Source organism: Thermodiscus maritimus, assembly GCF_055382595.1.
Genome location: NZ_AP042434.1, coordinates 1,422,842 through 1,439,957 on the forward strand (window position 1 = coordinate 1,422,842; position 17,116 = coordinate 1,439,957).

General features: G+C 55.9%; 15 protein-coding genes and 1 pseudogene. 7 read left to right on the plus strand and 9 right to left on the minus strand.

Annotated elements, in window-relative coordinates:
• Positions 1 to 62 precede the first annotated feature (62 nt).
• Positions 63 to 500: an HIT family protein gene (locus ACZ47H_RS07950; RefSeq protein ID WP_464933150.1), complete on the plus strand. Its 438-nt coding sequence runs from the start codon at positions 63 to 65 to the stop codon at positions 498 to 500.
• 3 nt (positions 501 to 503) lie between these two features.
• On the opposite strand, the gene ACZ47H_RS07955 is transcribed toward ACZ47H_RS07950, so the two are convergent.
• The 3 genes from ACZ47H_RS07955 to ACZ47H_RS07965 form a co-directional block, all read right to left on the minus strand.
• Positions 504 to 1,877 carry a chloride channel protein gene (locus tag ACZ47H_RS07955; protein WP_464933151.1) on the minus strand — a complete coding sequence of 458 codons (1,374 nt, stop codon included), beginning with the start codon at positions 1,875 to 1,877 and terminating at the stop codon, positions 504 to 506.
• A 16-nt stretch (positions 1,878 to 1,893) separates the two neighbouring features.
• Entirely contained in the window at positions 1,894 to 2,706 is an 813-nt protein-coding gene (surE, locus tag ACZ47H_RS07960) for a 5'/3'-nucleotidase SurE (RefSeq protein WP_464933152.1), read from the minus strand.
• A gap of 64 nt (positions 2,707 to 2,770) precedes the next feature.
• Positions 2,771 to 3,823 carry an NAD(P)/FAD-dependent oxidoreductase gene (locus ACZ47H_RS07965; protein ID WP_464933153.1) on the minus strand — a complete coding sequence of 351 codons (1,053 nt, stop codon included), beginning with the start codon at positions 3,821 to 3,823 and terminating at the stop codon, positions 2,771 to 2,773.
• A 127-nt stretch (positions 3,824 to 3,950) separates the two neighbouring features.
• Here ACZ47H_RS07965 and ACZ47H_RS07970 point away from each other — a divergent pair, with 127 nt between their 5' ends.
• The 3 genes from ACZ47H_RS07970 to surE (ACZ47H_RS07980) all read left to right on the plus strand — a co-directional run bounded on the left by ACZ47H_RS07970 (position 3,951) and on the right by surE (ACZ47H_RS07980) (position 6,014).
• Positions 3,951 to 4,655, plus strand: a complete 705-nt coding sequence (locus ACZ47H_RS07970; protein ID WP_464933154.1) for a hypothetical protein — start codon at positions 3,951 to 3,953, stop codon at positions 4,653 to 4,655.
• 80 nt (positions 4,656 to 4,735) lie between these two features.
• Positions 4,736 to 5,167, plus strand: a complete 432-nt coding sequence (locus tag ACZ47H_RS07975; protein WP_464933155.1) for a hypothetical protein — start codon at positions 4,736 to 4,738, stop codon at positions 5,165 to 5,167.
• Positions 5,168 to 5,210: 43 nt separating this feature from the next.
• Positions 5,211 to 6,014 (plus strand): 5'/3'-nucleotidase SurE, encoded by an 804-nt coding sequence (surE, locus tag ACZ47H_RS07980; RefSeq protein WP_464933978.1) that lies wholly within the window; start codon positions 5,211 to 5,213, stop codon positions 6,012 to 6,014.
• On the opposite strand, the pseudogene ACZ47H_RS07985 reads toward surE (ACZ47H_RS07980), so the two are convergent.
• The 5 genes and pseudogenes from ACZ47H_RS07985 to ACZ47H_RS08005 all read right to left on the minus strand — a co-directional run bounded on the left by ACZ47H_RS07985 (position 5,968) and on the right by ACZ47H_RS08005 (position 10,394).
• Positions 5,968 to 7,138, minus strand: a pseudogene (locus ACZ47H_RS07985) (LUD domain-containing protein). The gene surE (ACZ47H_RS07980) and the pseudogene ACZ47H_RS07985 overlap by 47 nt on opposite strands.
• 26 nt (positions 7,139 to 7,164) lie before the next feature.
• A complete protein-coding gene (locus ACZ47H_RS07990) occupies positions 7,165 to 8,112 on the minus strand; it encodes a (Fe-S)-binding protein (RefSeq protein ID WP_464933156.1) in 948 nt (315 codons plus the stop codon).
• 6 nt (positions 8,113 to 8,118) lie between these two features.
• The gene (locus tag ACZ47H_RS07995; protein ID WP_464933157.1) at positions 8,119 to 8,457 is read right to left on the minus strand and encodes a 4Fe-4S dicluster domain-containing protein; all 339 of its coding nucleotides are present in this window, start codon (positions 8,455 to 8,457) and stop codon (positions 8,119 to 8,121) included.
• Positions 8,458 to 8,519: 62 nt separating this feature from the next.
• Positions 8,520 to 9,935 carry an FAD-binding oxidoreductase gene (locus ACZ47H_RS08000; RefSeq protein WP_464933158.1) on the minus strand — a complete coding sequence of 472 codons (1,416 nt, stop codon included), beginning with the start codon at positions 9,933 to 9,935 and terminating at the stop codon, positions 8,520 to 8,522.
• A 66-nt stretch (positions 9,936 to 10,001) separates the two neighbouring features.
• Positions 10,002 to 10,394 (minus strand): CopG family ribbon-helix-helix protein, encoded by a 393-nt coding sequence (locus ACZ47H_RS08005; RefSeq protein WP_464933159.1) that lies wholly within the window; start codon positions 10,392 to 10,394, stop codon positions 10,002 to 10,004.
• A 127-nt stretch (positions 10,395 to 10,521) separates the two neighbouring features.
• Between ACZ47H_RS08005 and ACZ47H_RS08010 the strand changes: the two genes are divergently transcribed.
• Positions 10,522 to 12,402: a heavy metal translocating P-type ATPase gene (locus ACZ47H_RS08010; RefSeq protein WP_464933160.1), complete on the plus strand. Its 1,881-nt coding sequence runs from the start codon at positions 10,522 to 10,524 to the stop codon at positions 12,400 to 12,402.
• Here the strand turns inward: ACZ47H_RS08010 and ACZ47H_RS08015 are convergent.
• The gene (locus ACZ47H_RS08015) at positions 12,399 to 13,493 is read right to left on the minus strand and encodes a M42 family metallopeptidase (RefSeq protein WP_464933161.1); all 1,095 of its coding nucleotides are present in this window, start codon (positions 13,491 to 13,493) and stop codon (positions 12,399 to 12,401) included. The genes ACZ47H_RS08010 and ACZ47H_RS08015 overlap by 4 nt on opposite strands.
• Before the next feature lie 102 nt (positions 13,494 to 13,595).
• Between ACZ47H_RS08015 and ACZ47H_RS08020 the strand changes: the two genes are divergently transcribed.
• Both ACZ47H_RS08020 and ACZ47H_RS08025 read left to right on the plus strand, forming a co-directional pair.
• Positions 13,596 to 15,245: a P-loop domain-containing protein gene (locus ACZ47H_RS08020; RefSeq protein WP_464933162.1), complete on the plus strand. Its 1,650-nt coding sequence runs from the start codon at positions 13,596 to 13,598 to the stop codon at positions 15,243 to 15,245.
• A gap of 92 nt (positions 15,246 to 15,337) precedes the next feature.
• On the plus strand, positions 15,338 to 17,047 hold the full coding sequence (locus ACZ47H_RS08025) for a DNA topoisomerase VI subunit B (protein ID WP_464933163.1): 1,710 nt from the start codon (positions 15,338 to 15,340) through the stop codon (positions 17,045 to 17,047).
• The last annotated feature ends 69 nt before the right edge of the window (positions 17,048 to 17,116 follow it).

Genomic DNA, 17,116 nt, shown 5'->3' on the forward strand with positions numbered 1-17,116 from the left:
TGTGCGGGTGGTGGCAGGTATTTTAGATGATACCGGTGAACATTCTTGGGGAGGTGCCGGGAATGGAGGGCTGCATCTTCTGTAGGATCGCGAGGGGAGATGCCCCGGCTTACTTCGTATACAGGGACAGTGATATCTCGGTTATACTGGATATATACCCGGTTGAGAAGGGGCATCTCCTAGTGATCAGCAACGAGCACTACGAGTCGATACATGATGCCCCCCCAAGCATCGTGTCGAAGGTTTTCAGGGCAGCGGCCGCTCTGGCGAGGATATACCGTGTCCGCCTTAGAGCGCCAGGAGTTAACGTGTTAGTGAACTCGGGGAGAGCTGCCGGACAGGAGGTTTTCCATTTCCATGTCCACGTCCTCCCCAGGTGGAGGGGAGGCGGGTGGCGTACGTTGATCCACAGGCACAGGCTGGGGGAGGATGAGGCTAGAGAGGTTCTTGGGATGCTTGAGCCCCACCTAGACGTTCTTAGGGAATACTTGGAGAGGTAGGGGTTAGATTATAGGCCTCTCCTTCAGCTGCGGCGGGTATACTGTCTTTTCACCAGTCAGCTCCCTAGCAATATACGCTGCAGCCAGAGTGGGGGCGATTAGGTAGTAGTTCTTCCCCATCTCTCCAACTATTATTGAGGCTGCTAGGGGGACCTTCCCAGCAGCCGCGAAGAAGGCCGCCATCCCAACGTATGCATAGACGTGTCCAGGCAGAGGAGCATGGCTGCCGAGAAGGAGATAGTAGGACCAGCCTAGAAATGCCCCTGCCAGTAGTGAGGGGGCGAAGACGCCGCCGCTTGCACCAGAGCCTACCATCAGGCTTGTGGCGAGCGCCTTGGCTATAGCGGCGAGAATGAATATAATTACAAGTGGCATAATGTGCTGGAAGGGAAGGTAGTCCTTCACCTGGCCGGTCAGGGCTAGGACAATCGCCTTCTTCCCAGACCCCGCCACTATGGGGAATGCCAGTATTATAGGGATCGCGAGTAACGCTCCCAGGAGGGGCTTAGCCTCCATTGGCAAGCCAAGCCTTCGCACGATCCTCCTGAAAAACCTGTCAGAGCCTAGAATTAATTCAATGAAGAAGTATGCGAACGGTGCTATGAAGAAGCCTAGCCCAATCAGCGTTAGGAGGCCTCCAACACTATAGATATTCTCGGGTGGAACGTCTATCCTTGGAAGAGGCTCAACGAACTTGAAGTAGGGCGCGGATACAGCATAGGCTACGAGGGAGGATATGAAGGCTGGCATGAACGCGTGGGCCTCTATATCCCTCTTATAGAGCACCTCGGTAGCGAAGAAGGTGCTCCCGAGAGGCGCCCTGAAGACTGCTGCGAGGGCAGCAGCGATCCCTGAGACGAAGGCGATGTTCCTATCCCGCCGGGAAAGGCCGAGCCTCCTAGCAAGGACGCTACCGACGCCAGCGCCCATGTGGACGCTGGGACCCTCGACGCCAGCACTCGTACCCGTTCCTATAGTTAAAACGCTGGCGACTAGCTTTACCAAGGGGACCCTAGCCGGTATCAGGGCGGCCCTCCTATGGTAGGCGAAGACCGCTGCCTCGGTACCTCCTCCCTCCGCCTCCGGGGCTATCCTATACACTATTGGTGCGCTCGCCGCTACTCCTGCGAGCACGAGTAGGGGTATCATTAACTTCTTGCTCGTCTCGGCGAATATTATTGAGAGGTCGGTGGTGGGGCTTGATAGTTGGACTCCTAGGAGGCTGGAGGAGAAGGCTACCATTCTAACCAGTAGCTCGAAGAAGACTATCACTACTATGGAGCTGGCGATCCCTATAATCGTTCCTAGTATAAGCCACTTCTCAGCATATGCTAGAGCGACAACCCAGTCCTTGAAGCGTCTCGAAGGGAAAGACATCTCCGGAGACTCACCCTCAAACACTTATCTCTCCCAGTTTTATGCTCTTAACGAGGTCCTCGAAGTAGCCGGAATGCTTCTCGATTAGTGTATCCGCAGTTAATAGGTGGAAGCTTATCGGGGTTATAGCGATATTCTCCTCCACGTGTACTACGTACACGTCGGTTCCTGGCTCCGGCTCAGCCATGGTGCCATACATCCAGTAGTACTTGTTACCCCTTGGATCATAGCTTACGTTGACTCTCTGGAGGAACTTTATTGTCGCCATTCTAGCCAGCTTCACCTCGGTCCTCCTAGTGATCTTTCTGGGATAGTTGACGTTTAACACCTGTATGCCTTCGGGCAAACCATGCTCTAACACGTACTCTGATATAGCCCTAGTTATCCTCGTCACCTCCCTTGCATATTCCGGGTCGTTGAAGTCGTTTGCGTCCTCGACGTTGGCTGAAAAAGCGATGGCGGGTATGCCTAGCAGGCTGGCCTGTGCTGCAGCTCCTACTGTCCCACTGGACAGTATAACCTGGACGCTCGTATTATCACCCACGTTGATCCCGGCGACTACTAGGTCGAGCTGTGGGACAGCCTCATTTATAGCTAGATACACGATATCGCTGGGGGTACCGTTGGTTAGGTAGACGTCTATCCCCCAGTATTTGACCCTCATAACTCTCAGGGGCTTGTGGAGGGTTATCCCCAGCCCGCTCGCGCTCTTCGGTGTCTCGGGGGCGAATACGATCGCCTTGCCGAGAGGGCTGACAGCATCGTAGAGGAGCTTTATGCCAGGACTATATATCCCGTCATCGTTGGTGACGAGTATCCGCTTCTGCATTCTCAGCCGCCGGGGAGATAATGTAGGATGCACTCCTTTAAATGAGGTATATCTGGCGGGTGCTCTAGCATTTGACGAAATACGGCTCTACAACGCCTCGAGAGGGTCTCTCCAGCCGTGAGAAGTCCTGGGGGACCCTCCCCTTCCCCTCGAGCTCGGCCGCGAGCATCCTTGCTATCGCTGGAGCCAGCGTTAACCCGGCCCCATTGAAGCCCGTTAGAACGTAGACGTCATCGTACACTCTACCAGCTAGTGGGAGTCCGTCCCCTGTAGTGATGCATGGGGCGGCCCACACCTGTATAATCCTAGACTCCCAGGCCTCGGGGACCCTCCTCGCATACCTTTCTAGTACATCATAGGAGTCCTCCGGGTCGGGGGTGAAGCCGTCAATGGGGTCGTTTATTATAGGGTTAGCCCCGTCTCCGATCACGAAGCGGGAGTTAGTGGTTGGGACAAGGTAGTATTCGAGGGCGTCATCCTCAATGACTACATTTGGGGCGGGTCCCTCCACGCTAGCCGCTTGACACCTGTAGATGGTGGTGGAGTCTTCTATCTCTGGTAGGAGTATTCTTGTCCATGGACCAGCCGCTACAACAATTTTTCCCTCAAGTCTCCCGCTTTGATGGTGGAAGCTGTCTCCCTTTCTCTCAACCCACCCATCCACTATCTCTCCGCCGCTCCTCAGCAGCTCTGAGTAGAGGGTGTTAACGGTCCACCCCGCATCGGTAAGGTACGTTCTTATGAGGGCATAGTAATCCCTGCCGTAATCGAAGTCTACTCCGAGATCGACTTGTACATGGTTGGGGCTCCCAAGTCCGAGAGATTCATGTATGCGGAGTAGCTTGGAGACGCAGGCTCCCTCTCTATGAAGGTATAGAGCATCCACACCCCTCACAATAGACTCCGAGCCGGGGAGGCTATGGTAGAAGTCGAGGGATGCAAGGACATGCCTTAGCAGGTCTTCCTCGAATACCGTGACTATTATCCCGGCACTCTTCCCCGTAGCGCTCCAGCCGGGGTATTGCTGCTCGTAGAGTGTGACCCTATGACCCCTCCTCGCCATGATCAATGCTAGTGTGAGTCCGGCAACGCCTCCCCCGACCACTGAGACCCTCATACTCGAGCCCCTTGCATTCTCAAACAATCCATGATTAGTGCTTGGTAACGTCATTGTTATAAACTAGTATGATACATTTAACCCTTAAATCATGGTATAGTGTAATGTAAGTGGGAGGTGGACCCTTATGCAACCAGAGATAGCTTATCCCTACGGGACATTTGTCGTCCTCCTGTTAGCCAGCATATTCGTCCTCTACGTTTATAAGAAAGTGGGCCACAAGGCCCTCCTATGGCTAGGCCTCGGCTTATTGTGGGTTGGCCTCGAGAGCTTACTAGACGGTTATGAGGCATCAAAGCTTCTAGCGCTTGCTGGAGGCTCGTGGAATAATCTTGAATCCAGCTACCTAAACAGTATGCTAGCCCTAGACGCTGTGAGGGGAGTCTTCATAATACTATGGGCGGCCTTCGAAGTATTATTCGCGGCGGAGATTCTTGGCGTTGAGAGGAAGAGTGTTAAAGTCTATATCCCAGCAGCGATAATAGTGGTTGGAACGATCTGGACTATCGCATTAAACTTCTCTCACATCACGCCTCTCGACAAGAGGATCCTTATATCCAGCGCGGGGAGGGTGTTAGGGATACTTGTCCCAGTAGCCCTCATAACCGGAGCATATCTCCTCAAAGTGTACAAGGAGATAAGGAGCACATCACTCCTACTATTCGGTCTAGGCTTCCTAATCCATGGTGCAACGCTTCCAACCTACTCGCTCGCGAAGGAGAGCGGATCACTAGCACTGGGGGCATGGTACCTCCTGGGAGGCATAGTCCCAGCTCTGCTAGCAGCTGCTGGAGCATACTACCTGTTCAAGGAGTCAGAGGTGGTAGAATAACAGGCGCTACCAATTAAACCCATACAGTCCCCCATTATAGCGGGGTAAACACCCCAACCCTTAACGGGAGGCGAATACTATTGGTTTGTCCATACGCGGAAAGAAAGGGGCCAATAGTAATATGCGGAGTTACAGGAAAGAAGGTTAACCCACTAGCATATCCCTGCCTCACAGACAAGTACGAGAAATGCAAATACTACAGGCAGGCCCAGGAAGCCAAGAAGCCTGAGAAAGCTATGGTGGAAAGGGAGGCCAAGCCAGCTGCTCCGCCCAAGCCACAGCTAGCACCAGCGCCGCCGGCCAGGGAGGCCTCCGGCCCACAGGGGCCTGGCTTAGGCCGGATTAAGGCTAGGAAGCGGGCGCTTGCCCGTGAGACTAAGGGGCTCACCCTCGACGGTAGAAAACCTACTAATTGCCTTGAGTGCATATATTATGGGAGTAAGACCCAAACTTGCCTGTTATTGGGGGTTGAGATAAAGGATCCTTACGACCCGCCCTGCGCAAGGACTTAATTTCCTTAATCCACATTCACTGCCTGGAGAAACCGCGTTGATCGTGTTAGCTACAAACGACGATGGAATCGATGCTCCCGGCCTGAAGAGGCTCGTGAGAGAGATCCATGAAAGGGGGCACGAGGTATACGTTGTCGCGCCAAAGAATCCGCAGAGTGGTATGGGTAAGTCCATGAGGATGAGGGCAGAGTATGGTGAAGCAGACTATCCATGGGCGAGGAAGGCATGGTGGGTTGACTCGACACCCGCCTCTGCAGTCTACCTTGCACTTCACCACCTTCTAAGCGAAAAGCCCGACGTGATAGTTTCTGGGATCAATAGGGGGCCGAATATAGGCTTGGAAGACCTCTTCACGAGCGGCACCGTTGGAGCGGCTATAGAGGGAGCCCTAAACGGGATACCAAGTCTAGCAGTGAGCCTCGCTACAGACAAGGGGTTAACCGAGGATGAATACTCGCCGGCCGCCTGGGCCGCGGCTGAACTCCTGCAACACCTAAGGAGTCTCAGACCCGGCATGCTGGTTAACCTGAACGTGCCGGAGAAACCTAGAGGGGTAATGGCGACCCGCTTAGCATGGAACAATTACAAGCTGAGGCTTGTAGGGGTTGGAGGCCGCTTTGAGCCGGCCTCTCACAGTTTCAGGGACCGGTACTGGGACACCGTTGAAGGAAGCGATGTTTGGGCAGTACTTAACGGCTACATAAGCCTCACGGTTATAGACCTGGAAGCTGTGAGGAGGAGTTCCGTGGACCTCAAAGTGGCCGAGGAGATCCTGGAGAAGATCCGGGGGAGGCTAGAGTCTAGGATAAGAGTCCAGCCACGTAGCTCCTCCGAAGCCAGTGTATGATCGATGAGAGCGGTATCTCTACGGGGCAAACCACGTCGCAACGCATGCACTGGAGGCACAGCATGCTCAGCTCTCCCCCCTTCTCCAAACCCTCCGTTATAGCAGTCCAGTTCACACCCATTGGACCCCCATAAGTATCCCCACCCCACAAGTTGGCAGTATGCCTCCAAACAGGGCACTCCCACTGGCAGCGTCCACACCTTATACACCTAAGCTGCTCCCGGAGCGGCGAGTCCCGAGCCTTCATCCTCCCGTTATCGACTAGTACCAGGTGGACTTCTCTGGGGCCATGGGCCCCGTAAACCCTCCTATGCTCTATATCAGCCGTGCTAGAGGGGCCTGATATGATGTTCATATAGGTTGGAGGGTATAGGCCTGCATAGGCCGACTGGACCAGCGCCTGCTTCAGGGCGACTTCGAGGTTCTCAACAACCTTCTCCACACCAGCAACCACAATATGCTTCTCAGGTAGGCCTGTGACGAGCCTAATGTTACCCTCATTCTCCACGAGCACAATACTAGCAGTATCCGCGGCTATGGCATTGGCCCCGCTCACACCATAGTCTGCGCTCGTGAACTTCTCGCGGAGGAAGGCGCGGACCGCAGCCACTATGTCCTCTGGCCTCGGGTTCCCTGGGAGATCCAGGCCGAGCTTCTCCCTAACTAGCCTGGCGGCCTCTTCAACAGTCAAGTGTATGGCTGGAGCAGTCGTGTGCATCGGCTTCCCATCCTCGAGCTGTACGAGGAGCTGGCCGAGATCAGTCTCCCAGACCTCATTCCCCTTCTCAGCCAGGTACTCTCTCAACCCTATCTCCTCTGCAACCATGCTCTTAGAGAACACGACCCTCTTCCCAGAACCCAATGATGCCGCCAACAATCTCGCGAGCGTCCGCCGCGGTCTCAGCATAGTGGAGGTTCAAGTGCACCTTCCGGGCAGATTCCCTTAGGGTATCGATTAGCTCCGGGAGGCGCTCGATGCTCCTCCGCCTCGCCTCAAGCACCTCCTCCGCCAACCGCCTAATGTAATCGTACTCCTCAAGTATGCGGGGGACCCTCTCCTCCGCTCCCAGGCTAGACCTCCAAACCGCTTCTTGGAATCCCTGGTCCTCGAGAGCCCTGTAGATCTCCTCGAGGATTTCTTCTAGCCCAGTCAATCCACGTCACCAGCAAGTACCAGGGATATATCCCTAATAGTCTCTCCACGGGAGACGCGGGTGAGGTTGGCGTAGCATATCGGGCATAGGGTTACTATCCTCTTCGAGACAGACGAGAGCTCCTCGAGCCTCTTAGACGCTATACTCCTGGAAAGCCTGGGCGCAATACTCTCCAGGGGGCCGCCGCAGCAATACGTCATCTTCCCAGTCCTCTTGGGCTCCCTTACTCTCACGCCGGCCGCCTCAAGGAGGCGACGGGGCTCCTCGATTATGCCGAGAGGCCTAGCGTAGAGGCAGGGGTCGTGTATCACCCATTCTCCCCCAGCCCCCTCCAGCTCAATCCTTCTCTCCGCTAGGACTTCGAGGTATGACTTCACGTTCAGATCGTATCCATCAATATACTTTGGATAAACGTTCCTGAGGATATGGGTTGTATGGGGGTCTACAGTAACTACTAGGCTTGGCCCAGCAGACTTCAGCGCGTTGTAGACTTTCCTCGCGTGCTCTCGGAACAGGTCCTCTAGACCCATATCGTAGAGTAGCACACCGCTGTAGCCGTCTATTCTCGGGTCATACGCTACACTCACCCCGGCTTTTTGGAGGAGTCTCACGATCGCCCTAAGCACCCTCCTACTATACTCGACCTCCTCCCTCCTGGGCTTGGCTATTGCGGTGGCTAGACCTGTGAGTTTGAGCCTCCTCGCCGCCTTTAGGAGGAACCCGGAGGCCCTGCTACCCTCCATTCTCTCAAGATACTCTACGAAAGCGTTGATGTAGGGGATGAGCTGGTAGAGGCCCCCAGTATAGAGGAGGACGTCCCCCCTCTCCTTCAGGCCCAGCCCTTCAGCCCACTCCGTTAATGCATTCTCCGGAACAGGTAGGGGTAGGCCCCTCTTGCGGGTCTCCTCAGCCATTAAGAGGAGGATCTCTCTAACCTCGAGCATCCAGCTTCACCTCAAGCTACTAGAGTATAGGACCCTCGCGGCCCTAACCACCCCGACTATATCTAGGGAGGCGGGGCACTTCAAATGGCACGCCTCACATAGTAGGCAGGAGTAGAGGCTTCTTATAGCCTCCCCGGTGAACCTGTAGGTACCCTTAGCCAGGCCTAGAGCGATGTTCACCCTTCCCCGAGGCCCATACCCTCTATGGGGTCCGAGGGGGAGGGTTGGGCAGACCGGCTCGCAGAAGCCGCAGAACATGCACTTAGACGCCTCCCCCAGAATAAATCTCCTAGCCTCCTCTACGGGGTCTTCTGGGTCCCCGCCTCCCTCGCGGCGTTTATCCATTATTCAAGCCCACCAGTATCAACGTGTATTCCCGGGATTATTCTTAATTACACCAGTATAGTCTAGACTATCTTTCCAGGGTTGAGTATCCCCTTCGGGTCGAACACCTTCTTGATACCCCTCATCAGCTCTATCATCTTCTGGCTCCCCAGGGCCTCTGCCTCCATCACGAGCCCCTTCTTCTTAAGGGTCCCTATCCCGTGCTCGGCGCTCACACTCCCCCCAAGGCTTAGGGCCAGCTTCATAACCTCTATGAACCATTCCTCCACCCTCCTAGTCTCCTCTGGATCCTCGGGGTCATACCCTACAGCCGGGTGGAGGTTGCCATCCCCTATATGGCCGCCGAGCATTACTGTGAACCCGTATTTTCTTGAGAGGTCCATTATCCCCCGCACCGCCTCCACGAGCCTGCTGGGAGGGACAACGATATCCTCTATGAGAACCATCACATTCTCCTTACCGCCGAGCCTCTCCCTTGTATAGTGGACTTGGGATGTAAAGAGGTTCTTCCTTATAGTGAAGAGGCCCCTCTCAACAGCCTCCTCTGTAGAGCCTGCGGTGTGGATTGCCTTGGCCTTGTTGCTCCTAGCGAGTTCCACTAGGCTTGTGAGGATTCTCTCGGCCGCCTCCCTATTAACGTCTACTCCGAGCAGGAGCATGTGGCCCTCCCCCTCAAGGTCTACCCGGGCGAGCTTCTTCGCCCTCTGGACAGTCTCAGCCTCCATGAACTCTGCAATGTAGGGGGTGATCCCCCGCCTCTTCACATCTATAACCGTCCTAGCCAAGTCCTCGAGGCTATCGTAGAATGCTAGTATGTAGACAACCTTCTCGGGGATCGGTGCTATGCGTAGTATCGCTTCAGTCACTATGCCGAGGGTCCCCTCGCTCCCAACTATAAGCCTGGTGAGGTCGAGGCCCTGCCTGCACTTCACGGTCCTACAGCCAACTCTCAAGACAGTCGCCTCCTCGTCAGCTATCACAACCTGTAACCCGAGCACCCAGTCTCTCATAGTGCCATACTTCACACCCCTCATCCCTCCAGCTCCAGTGTTTATTGCCCCACCGACCGTTGCCACAGCGCTGCTGGCGGGGTCTACTGGGAACATGTAGCCGTATTCCTCTAGGTGCTCGTTTAACTCGTCTATCCGGACACCGGGCTCCACGACGGCTACGGCGTCTACAATGTTAACCTCCCTTATACTCCTCATCCTCTCGAAGCTTACAACGATCCCGCCCTTCTCCGGATAAGCTGAGCCCGATAGGCTTGTAGATGATCCCTGCGGGTAGATGGGAACGCTATACTCGTAGGCGGCCTTAACTATACTCCTCACATCCTCAACGTTCTCCGGGAACACGACCGCTTCTACACCCTTACCCCGGAGACCACTGGGCTCCCTGGTGTAGATGCCTATAATGGCGGGGTCGTCTACTACCTTTCCCCCGCCAAGCCGCCTCTTAAGGATCCCAACTATATCCAACTCTAACCCCAATTCCACTATATTGCGGGCGAGGGGCTTTATCTAGGGAGCACTTTACAGAGAGCTCTACGGAACTATTACTGGTATGATCCAGACCCTCTTAACTCCCCGGAGACCGCGAAGGGCCTTCAGCATCATAGATGAGCTTGGGAGCGCATCGACAACAGCTATGTTTAGGCAGAGTCCCTCCCCGAGGAGCTGGTGATAGAACGCCTTAACCAGGGCCTGGTGTCTGTGTATTACGCCTATAACCTTCTCGTCGACCCGAACCGACTCGTTGTGGTCGGTTAGAACTATTACTAGGTATGCAGTCGCCCTACTAGCCCAAGCCTTCTCGTCAAGGTATGCTCGGACAAGGTTGCGGATGAACTCGCTCCTACTCGTGTAGCCTTCTCGTTCTAGGACTTCGTCTACCGCTTCGAGGAGCTTCTCGGGAAGAGATATGCTGATGACAGTCACGCCCACTCTTCACCGTGGTTAATAAATTGTTGCCCCGCCCTTATTAACATTGATATAATAAGACTTATGGAGTTTAGCAACCTGTGTTATTAAGGTTTAACAGCGTTAATATGGTCGGGGCTTGGGAGTGGAGCAGGATGAAGAGAGAATAGACTTCGAATGGGAGTGGATAGAGCTCACGCTAGCCAGTATAGCGGGGGCAACATTATACCTTGCAGGCTACCATCTTCCAGCTAGAATAACTCTGGCAGGGCTAGGGCTCCTACTCCTAGCCAGATTCCTCATATACAGCTTAAGGGGGAAGTATACCGTAGATATACTCATGGGCGGTGTAGCCCTAATACTATCAGCCGCAGGCACGGTGCTGGAAGGCTTCATAATACTCGCCATCTACGGGTTCGCGGAGACCCTAGAGGAGGCGGTAGAGGGTCTCGCTACCAGAAACATCTCGAAGCTCATGAAGATCCTCCCGGAGACCGTGACTGTGGAGAGGGATGGGGTTAGGAGGATAATCCCTCCCGACTCTGTAAGGCCTGGAGACACCATAGTTGTTGGTAAGGGGCAAGTAGTCCCCGTTGACGGACGACTACTATCAGAGAGGGGAGTATTCGACACAAGCCTCGTCACAGGCGAGCCACTCCCTATGGTAGTTGAGAGGGGAGGGATAGTCTACAGTGGATACATAAACCTACAGGACCCAGTCAGGGTTAAGGCTTTGAAAAGGCCAGGCGAATCCACGCTGCAGAGGACAATTGAGGCTGCAGCCAGGCTGCTGGAGGAGAGGACAGGCATTGAGAGGCGGATCGAGAAGATCACTCCACTCTACACCATCACTCTCCTAGCCGCGAGTCTGGGAGCCCTCATCCTGGCAGGCCTCGAAGCGAGCGTAAGCATCCTCCTCGCAGGCTGCCCCAGCGCCTTCATTATCACGTCGAGCGTTGCATCCCTCTCCACCGCTGCATCCCTAGCAGGTAAGGGCGTATTAGTGAAGGGTGGGAGAGCCCTGGAGAGGCTCTCCCAGGTAAATATTGTGGTCTTGGATAAGACAGGGACCCTCACCCTAGGCAAGCCCATGCTAACCCGCCTACTAACTAATGGCATCTCCGAGAGAGACCTGATTTCATACGCCGCCGCACTAGCCGCGTCCAGCAGCCACCCCCTCAGCCGAGGTATAGTGGAGGCGGCTCTCAGGATGGGAGTCGAGATACCTGTCGCGGAGTCTGTAAAGGAGGTGCCCGGAGAGGGGCTAACTGGCAGGGTCAATGGGGTCGAGGTCAGGCTTGGCAGGGCGTCCTATACGGGCGTTGAGGGCTTAGAGTGCAGCCGGGCCGATGCTAGTGTCTACGTATCAGTTAATGGCGGAAGCGGAGTGCTATGCTTCCAAGACCTCCTAGACGATTCAGCCAAGCATGTAATCCGGGCTTTGAAGGGGATGGGCTACAAGGTTGTGCTTGCCAGCGGTGATAGGAGGGAGCGCGTGGAGAAGATCGCCGCCATGCTAGGGGTGGATGAGTGGTATGCTGGGCTTAAGCCGGAGGATAAGATGCTCCTCGCTAGGAGGCTCCGCCACCACGGCAGGGTTGCAGTGGTTGGTGACGGTATAAATGATCTAGCGGCTCTCGCGGAGGCGGATGCATCGATAGCTGTAGGAGACGTGGAGGTTGTTGCAAGACACGCCGACGCCGTCCTAAGAAGGGGCATCTCGAGGCTGCCCTTACTCCTATATTACTCGAAGGGTTTCTCGAGGAGCCTGTTCACAGGCTTCATCGCCGCGATTATGATCAAGGCCCTAACGGTGCTCGCTGGGAGCCTCGGCTTCTTCCCCCTATGGCTCGTAGCAGTAGTTGGTGATGACGGCTCCACTCTAGCAGCGGTTGCCTCTGGACTCCTAGCCTTCACCCTCCACGCCCGAAGGCTCCCCTATCATGCTGTGGAAGGCTCGCGGAGCCTGGAGGGGGTGGAGGAGGCTGGAAAGATGCTGGAGGCTGGAGTGGCTTGGAGAGCCTAGAGTATCCTGGATCCCTTAACCTTCTCGATCCACTCCCCCGTTATGGACTCGGTGAAGCCTGCGACTAGCTTTACAGTGTTCACGGCATCCCTAAGGTCCAGTACCTCGACGGGGCTGTGGATGTACCTTGTCGGGATCGATACAGTCCCGGCCGGGACCCCCTCCTTGTTCAACGCTATGATTGCGGCGTCGGTGGTGCCGCCTGGGAGTATCTCTAGCTGGTATGGTATCCCCTTCTCCCGGGCGACCTCCTCCAGCTTCCCCCTAACCATGGGGTGTGCTAGTAGCCCAGAGCCTCCTCTTCCGTCCATGACCTTTATCGCGGGTCCCCCTCCAAGCTTTGTTATCATGGACTCCTCGGGGACCCCGGGCACGTCTGCTGCTATCGTTACATCTAATGCTAGTGCTACGTCTGGGGAGATCCTGTAGGCTGCAACCCTAGCGCCCTTCAATCCGACCTCTTCCTGCACGGTTGCGACAGCGTAGAGGTCTACATCACCCGGTTCCGCCTCGGCGAAGGCATGTATTAGGACTGCTACTCCAACCCTGTCGTCGAAGGCCCTCCCCGTGGCCCTGTGCTCGCCGAGCCTCTCAACACTCCTCTCAATAACGGCTACGCTTCCAACGCGTACCCCCATCTCCTCGGCCTCCTCCCTGCTCGACGCGCCTATATCTACGAAGAGCTTTCGAATCTCGGGTATCTTCTTAGCCTCCTCCTCGCTGAGTATGTGGGGTGGTGTTAGCCCGACAACTCCTCTAACTACTCCCTTCTCTCCCCTGATAAGCAGCCTCTGACCTGGGAGGACTAGGGGGTTCCAGCCACCGATGGCCTGTATGCGGAGGAATCCGTTCTTGTCTATGTGGCTCACCATTAACCCTATCTCGTCCATGTGGGCCGCGATCATGATCCTGCCCTTCCCGGCCCCCTTCTTAACGGCAATCACGTTGCCGAGTGCGTCAGTGTACACTTCGTCCGCGTGGGGCTTTAGGAGGCCTATGACCACCTCCCTTATCCAATCCTCGCTGCCAGAGACGCTGATCGTCTCTGCGAGCCTCTTGAGAGTACTATAGAACTCGTCTATGCCAGTCATAGCGGGCACCACTTGCAGTGTGTAGTGGGTGGGGATTATTATCCTGGTTATAATCCGCCGACTGTGCCAGGGACTGCATGGAACAGTATATGGTGCCAGGGTATGGATGGTGATAGAGTTGCAAGGATCCTCTCCGGCATCGACGGGAGGGGGTATAAGAGCTACAAGCAGCTCGAGGGCCTCTCCTATAACGTCGGGAGCGTTGGTGTTAGGATCGTGAAGGTTCAGGGGGACCCATTCGCGCCCCCCAGCATTGTAAGGGTCGAGGTCCCTGTATCCCTTGAGGGGGACCCTGCCAAGTATAGGGTCCCGGTAGCCGACTACCTTGCCAGGGTAGCGTATAGGGTTGCCCGGAAGATGAGCTTGAGGGGGGCTGGTGAGGGTCACAGCGGGGAGGTGAGGTTCCCCAGGCCCGGCCCCATAATGATTAGGAGGGCATCCTCAACCATAGTCCCGGGGACTAGTGGCTACAGGCTGATACTCCGCTTCTGGATCGGCCTGCCATCCCGCAGGAGGCGGGTCCTCGCGGGGGTGGCGAGGAGGCTCCTCCTCGACATAGTACCGAGCCTCGCCAGGGAGGTTGCAGGCCACTCAAGGGACCCCATGGTCTCCGAGTACGTGAGGGTTTGGAGGGAGCAGGAGTATATCAGGGGAAAGCTCGAGGAGAGGGGCCTCGTAGCATTTGTAGGTGATGGAAGCATACTTCCAAGAGCGTGTGGGGGCTGCGAGGAGCCCCTAGAGGACGCTGTTCCCTTCGAATCCCCCAAGAGCCTAAGGGTGGAGTTCGAGCTCCCCACGGGCAGGGTTGTGTCGGGGATGGGGGTGAGGAGGGGCCTCACCCTAATAGTGGGCCCCGCCTTCCACGGCAAGTCCACCCTCCTAGACGCGCTGAGCAGGGGGGTTTGGAACCACATCCCCGGGGATGGGAGAGAGCTAGTCGTAACGAGGAGGGACGCCTTCTGGGTTCAGAGCGAGAATGGCAGGAGGGTTTCCTGCGTTGATATTAGGCCCTGGGTTGAGAGCCTCCCCGGACTAAGGGACTCCACCTGCTGGTCGACAAGCAATGCTAGCGGGGCTACAAGTGCAATGGCTTCCCTGCAGGAGGCTGTTGAGGCTGGCAGCAGGCTCATACTGATAGACGAGGACCTCACAGCGACCAACTTCATACACCGCGACATATGGACTGAGGAGGTTACTGGCAAGAAGACTCTCCTCACGATATCGGAGCTGGCAGGGTCCCTCAAGGAGGCTGGGGTAAGCGTTGTCATAGTTGCTAGCGGGAGCGATATCCTCCTGGCGAGCGCGGACACAGTGCTGGTAATGGACGAGTACAGGCCTGTCGATGCCACCGAGTACGCTAAGAAGCATGTCTCCCAACGCCTTCCCAGGGAGGTGAAGCCTAGACCCTACACTAGGCCCCTGGAGAGATTCATAGTCAGACCCCTGGACGCCGGGAAGGTGAAGCTGAGGGGTGGTAGGGCTGAGGGCCGTGAGATCGGCACTGTTGACCTCTCGGGCTGCAGGCAGGCTGAGGATGAACACCAGCTCCACACAGCCTTGAGGCTAGCGGTGAGGGCGGCTTCCAGGAGGGGAGGTATAGTATCGGTCTCCAGGAGGATGGTGGAGGATACCTTCCGGGACCCTGGACCCGAGGATCCCTCCCTGGTCGAGGTGAGATGGCTAGACGTGGCCTGCGTGGTTAACAGGCTCCCCTTCCCAGAAGGCTCGGTGGGCAAGTCTGGCGGGATGTGACCTCTGGGGGTCTCCTTTACAAGGGGGGTATACTATTAATGTCTCAGCTACGAACTCACTGATTGGATCTTTATCGAGGGTGCGGTACTGCATTGGCTAGGAGGGCTAAGACTGCTAGCAGGGACCCTGCAGGCGGGGCTGGGGAGGCTAGTGCCAGCGCAGCGGTTAGGGGAGAGAAGTATAGGGCTATGAGCCCCGCCGAGTTCTTCAGCAGGTATAAGGAGCTCGCGGGCTTCTCAAACCCGACCAGGGCGATCTATCAGACGGTTAGGGAGCTCGTGGAGAACGCGCTCGACGCCACCGATACACACGGGATTCTCCCGGTTATCAGGGTGATTGTGAGGAGGGCTGAGGGCTTCCAGGAGGAGGATAGGTATACTATAACGGTGGAGGATAATGGTATAGGGGTCCCTCCCACAGTTATGGCTGACGCCTTCGGGAGGGTGCTCTACTCGAGCAAGTATGTGATCAGGCAGACGAGGGGGATGTTCGGGCTTGGCGTGAAGGCGGCCGTAATATATGGGCAGCAGACTGCAGGTAGGCCTGTAACCGTGATCTCATCTATGGCTGATGGAGACTATGTTTACATGAAGAGGCTCTTCATCGATATAAACGAGAACAGGCCGCGGATAGTCGAGGAGGGCCAGTGGAGGAAGAGGGGTTCCTGGCACGGGACAAGAGTCTCAATAACAATCGCGGGAGACTGGAGGAGGGCCAGATCGAGGGTTATAGAGTATATTAAGAGGACTGCTATAGTAGCCCCCTACGCTGAGATCCACCTTGAGACGCCGGACGGCGAAATCTACGTATTCCCCAGGTCCACGAGGAAGATGCCCAAGCCCCCAAGGGAGGCGAAGCCCCACCCCCACGGAGTGAACCTTGAACAGTTCAAGATGATCATACAGTCCACAACCGCCAAGACCTTGAAAGACATGCTAGTAACAGAGTTCCAGAGCGTGGGCTCGAAGAGCGCCGAAGCATTCCTAAGAGAGGCAGGAGTAGATCCTGGGATGAGCCCCAAGAACCTCCTCCGCAGGGAATACCAGGAACTCCTAGTCCGCCTAGTCGACAAGCTGAGGAGCTATAAGGGGTTCCGTGGGCCGAGGAGCGACTACCTCTCCCCTATAGGAGAGGATCTCATAGAGATAGGGTTGAAGAGAATGTTCCACCCAGAATTCGTCTCAGCAGTAACGAGGCCCGCGAGATCCTATATGGGCCACCCCTTCATAGTAGAGGTTGGATTAGCCTATGGCGGCAGCATACCGGCTAAGGATGAACCAATCCTGTTAAGGTATGCAAACAAGATCCCGCTCCTCTACGGTGAAAGGGAGGATGTATCATACAAGGTTGTATCGAGCGTTAACTGGAAGAACTACTATGTAGACTTCCCGGCCCCCCTGGTCGTACTAGTCCATGTGGCCAGCACTAAGATACCCTACAAGGAGGCTGGTAAGGAGTCTATTGGGGACGTTCCCGAGATCGAGGCGGAGATAAGGGCTGGCGTCTGGGAGGTTGCGAGGAGCCTCCGAGTCTTCCTCTCGAGGAAGAGGAGGGAGGCGGAGGTCAGGAGGAAGATCATAACCCTTGCAAAATACATCCCGGAGGTTGCGAGGAGCCTTGCAATGCTCTCTAAGCCGCCCAACTCCTGGTCCCCCCCGAGGCCGGAGGATGAGGAGAAGCTCGTCGAGGCCCTGGTGAAGCTGGTGGCCAGGAACGTGGAGCTCCCAGAGCTTCCTGGAGTGGAGGAGGTTGAGGCGGAGGAGGTAGTGAGGAAGGTAATATCCGAGGTTGAAACAGAGTAGCCCACCTCCTACAACTCCTCCACGATAGAGTTTAAGGGCTTCAAACCCCTACTCTTGGAGGCGGTCGCC

Excerpts from the sequence above, each read along its gene's own strand:
- ACZ47H_RS08015 (WP_464933161.1), bottom strand. The coding sequence starts at position 13,493 with ATGACTGGCATAGACGAGTTCTATAGTACTCTCAAGAGGCTCGCAGAG.
- ACZ47H_RS07950 (WP_464933150.1), top strand. The coding sequence starts at position 63 with ATGGAGGGCTGCATCTTCTGTAGGATCGCGAGGGGAGATGCCCCGGCT.
- ACZ47H_RS08020 (WP_464933162.1), top strand. The coding sequence starts at position 13,596 with ATGGATGGTGATAGAGTTGCAAGGATCCTCTCCGGCATCGACGGGAGG.
- ACZ47H_RS07990 (WP_464933156.1), bottom strand. The coding sequence starts at position 8,112 with ATGCTCGAGGTTAGAGAGATCCTCCTCTTAATGGCTGAGGAGACCCGC.
- surE (WP_464933152.1), bottom strand. The coding sequence starts at position 2,706 with ATGCAGAAGCGGATACTCGTCACCAACGATGACGGGATATATAGTCCT.
- ACZ47H_RS07955 (WP_464933151.1), bottom strand. The coding sequence starts at position 1,877 with ATGTCTTTCCCTTCGAGACGCTTCAAGGACTGGGTTGTCGCTCTAGCA.
- ACZ47H_RS07970 (WP_464933154.1), top strand. The coding sequence starts at position 3,951 with ATGCAACCAGAGATAGCTTATCCCTACGGGACATTTGTCGTCCTCCTG.
- ACZ47H_RS07995 (WP_464933157.1), bottom strand. The coding sequence starts at position 8,457 with ATGGATAAACGCCGCGAGGGAGGCGGGGACCCAGAAGACCCCGTAGAG.
- ACZ47H_RS07965 (WP_464933153.1), bottom strand. The coding sequence starts at position 3,823 with ATGAGGGTCTCAGTGGTCGGGGGAGGCGTTGCCGGACTCACACTAGCA.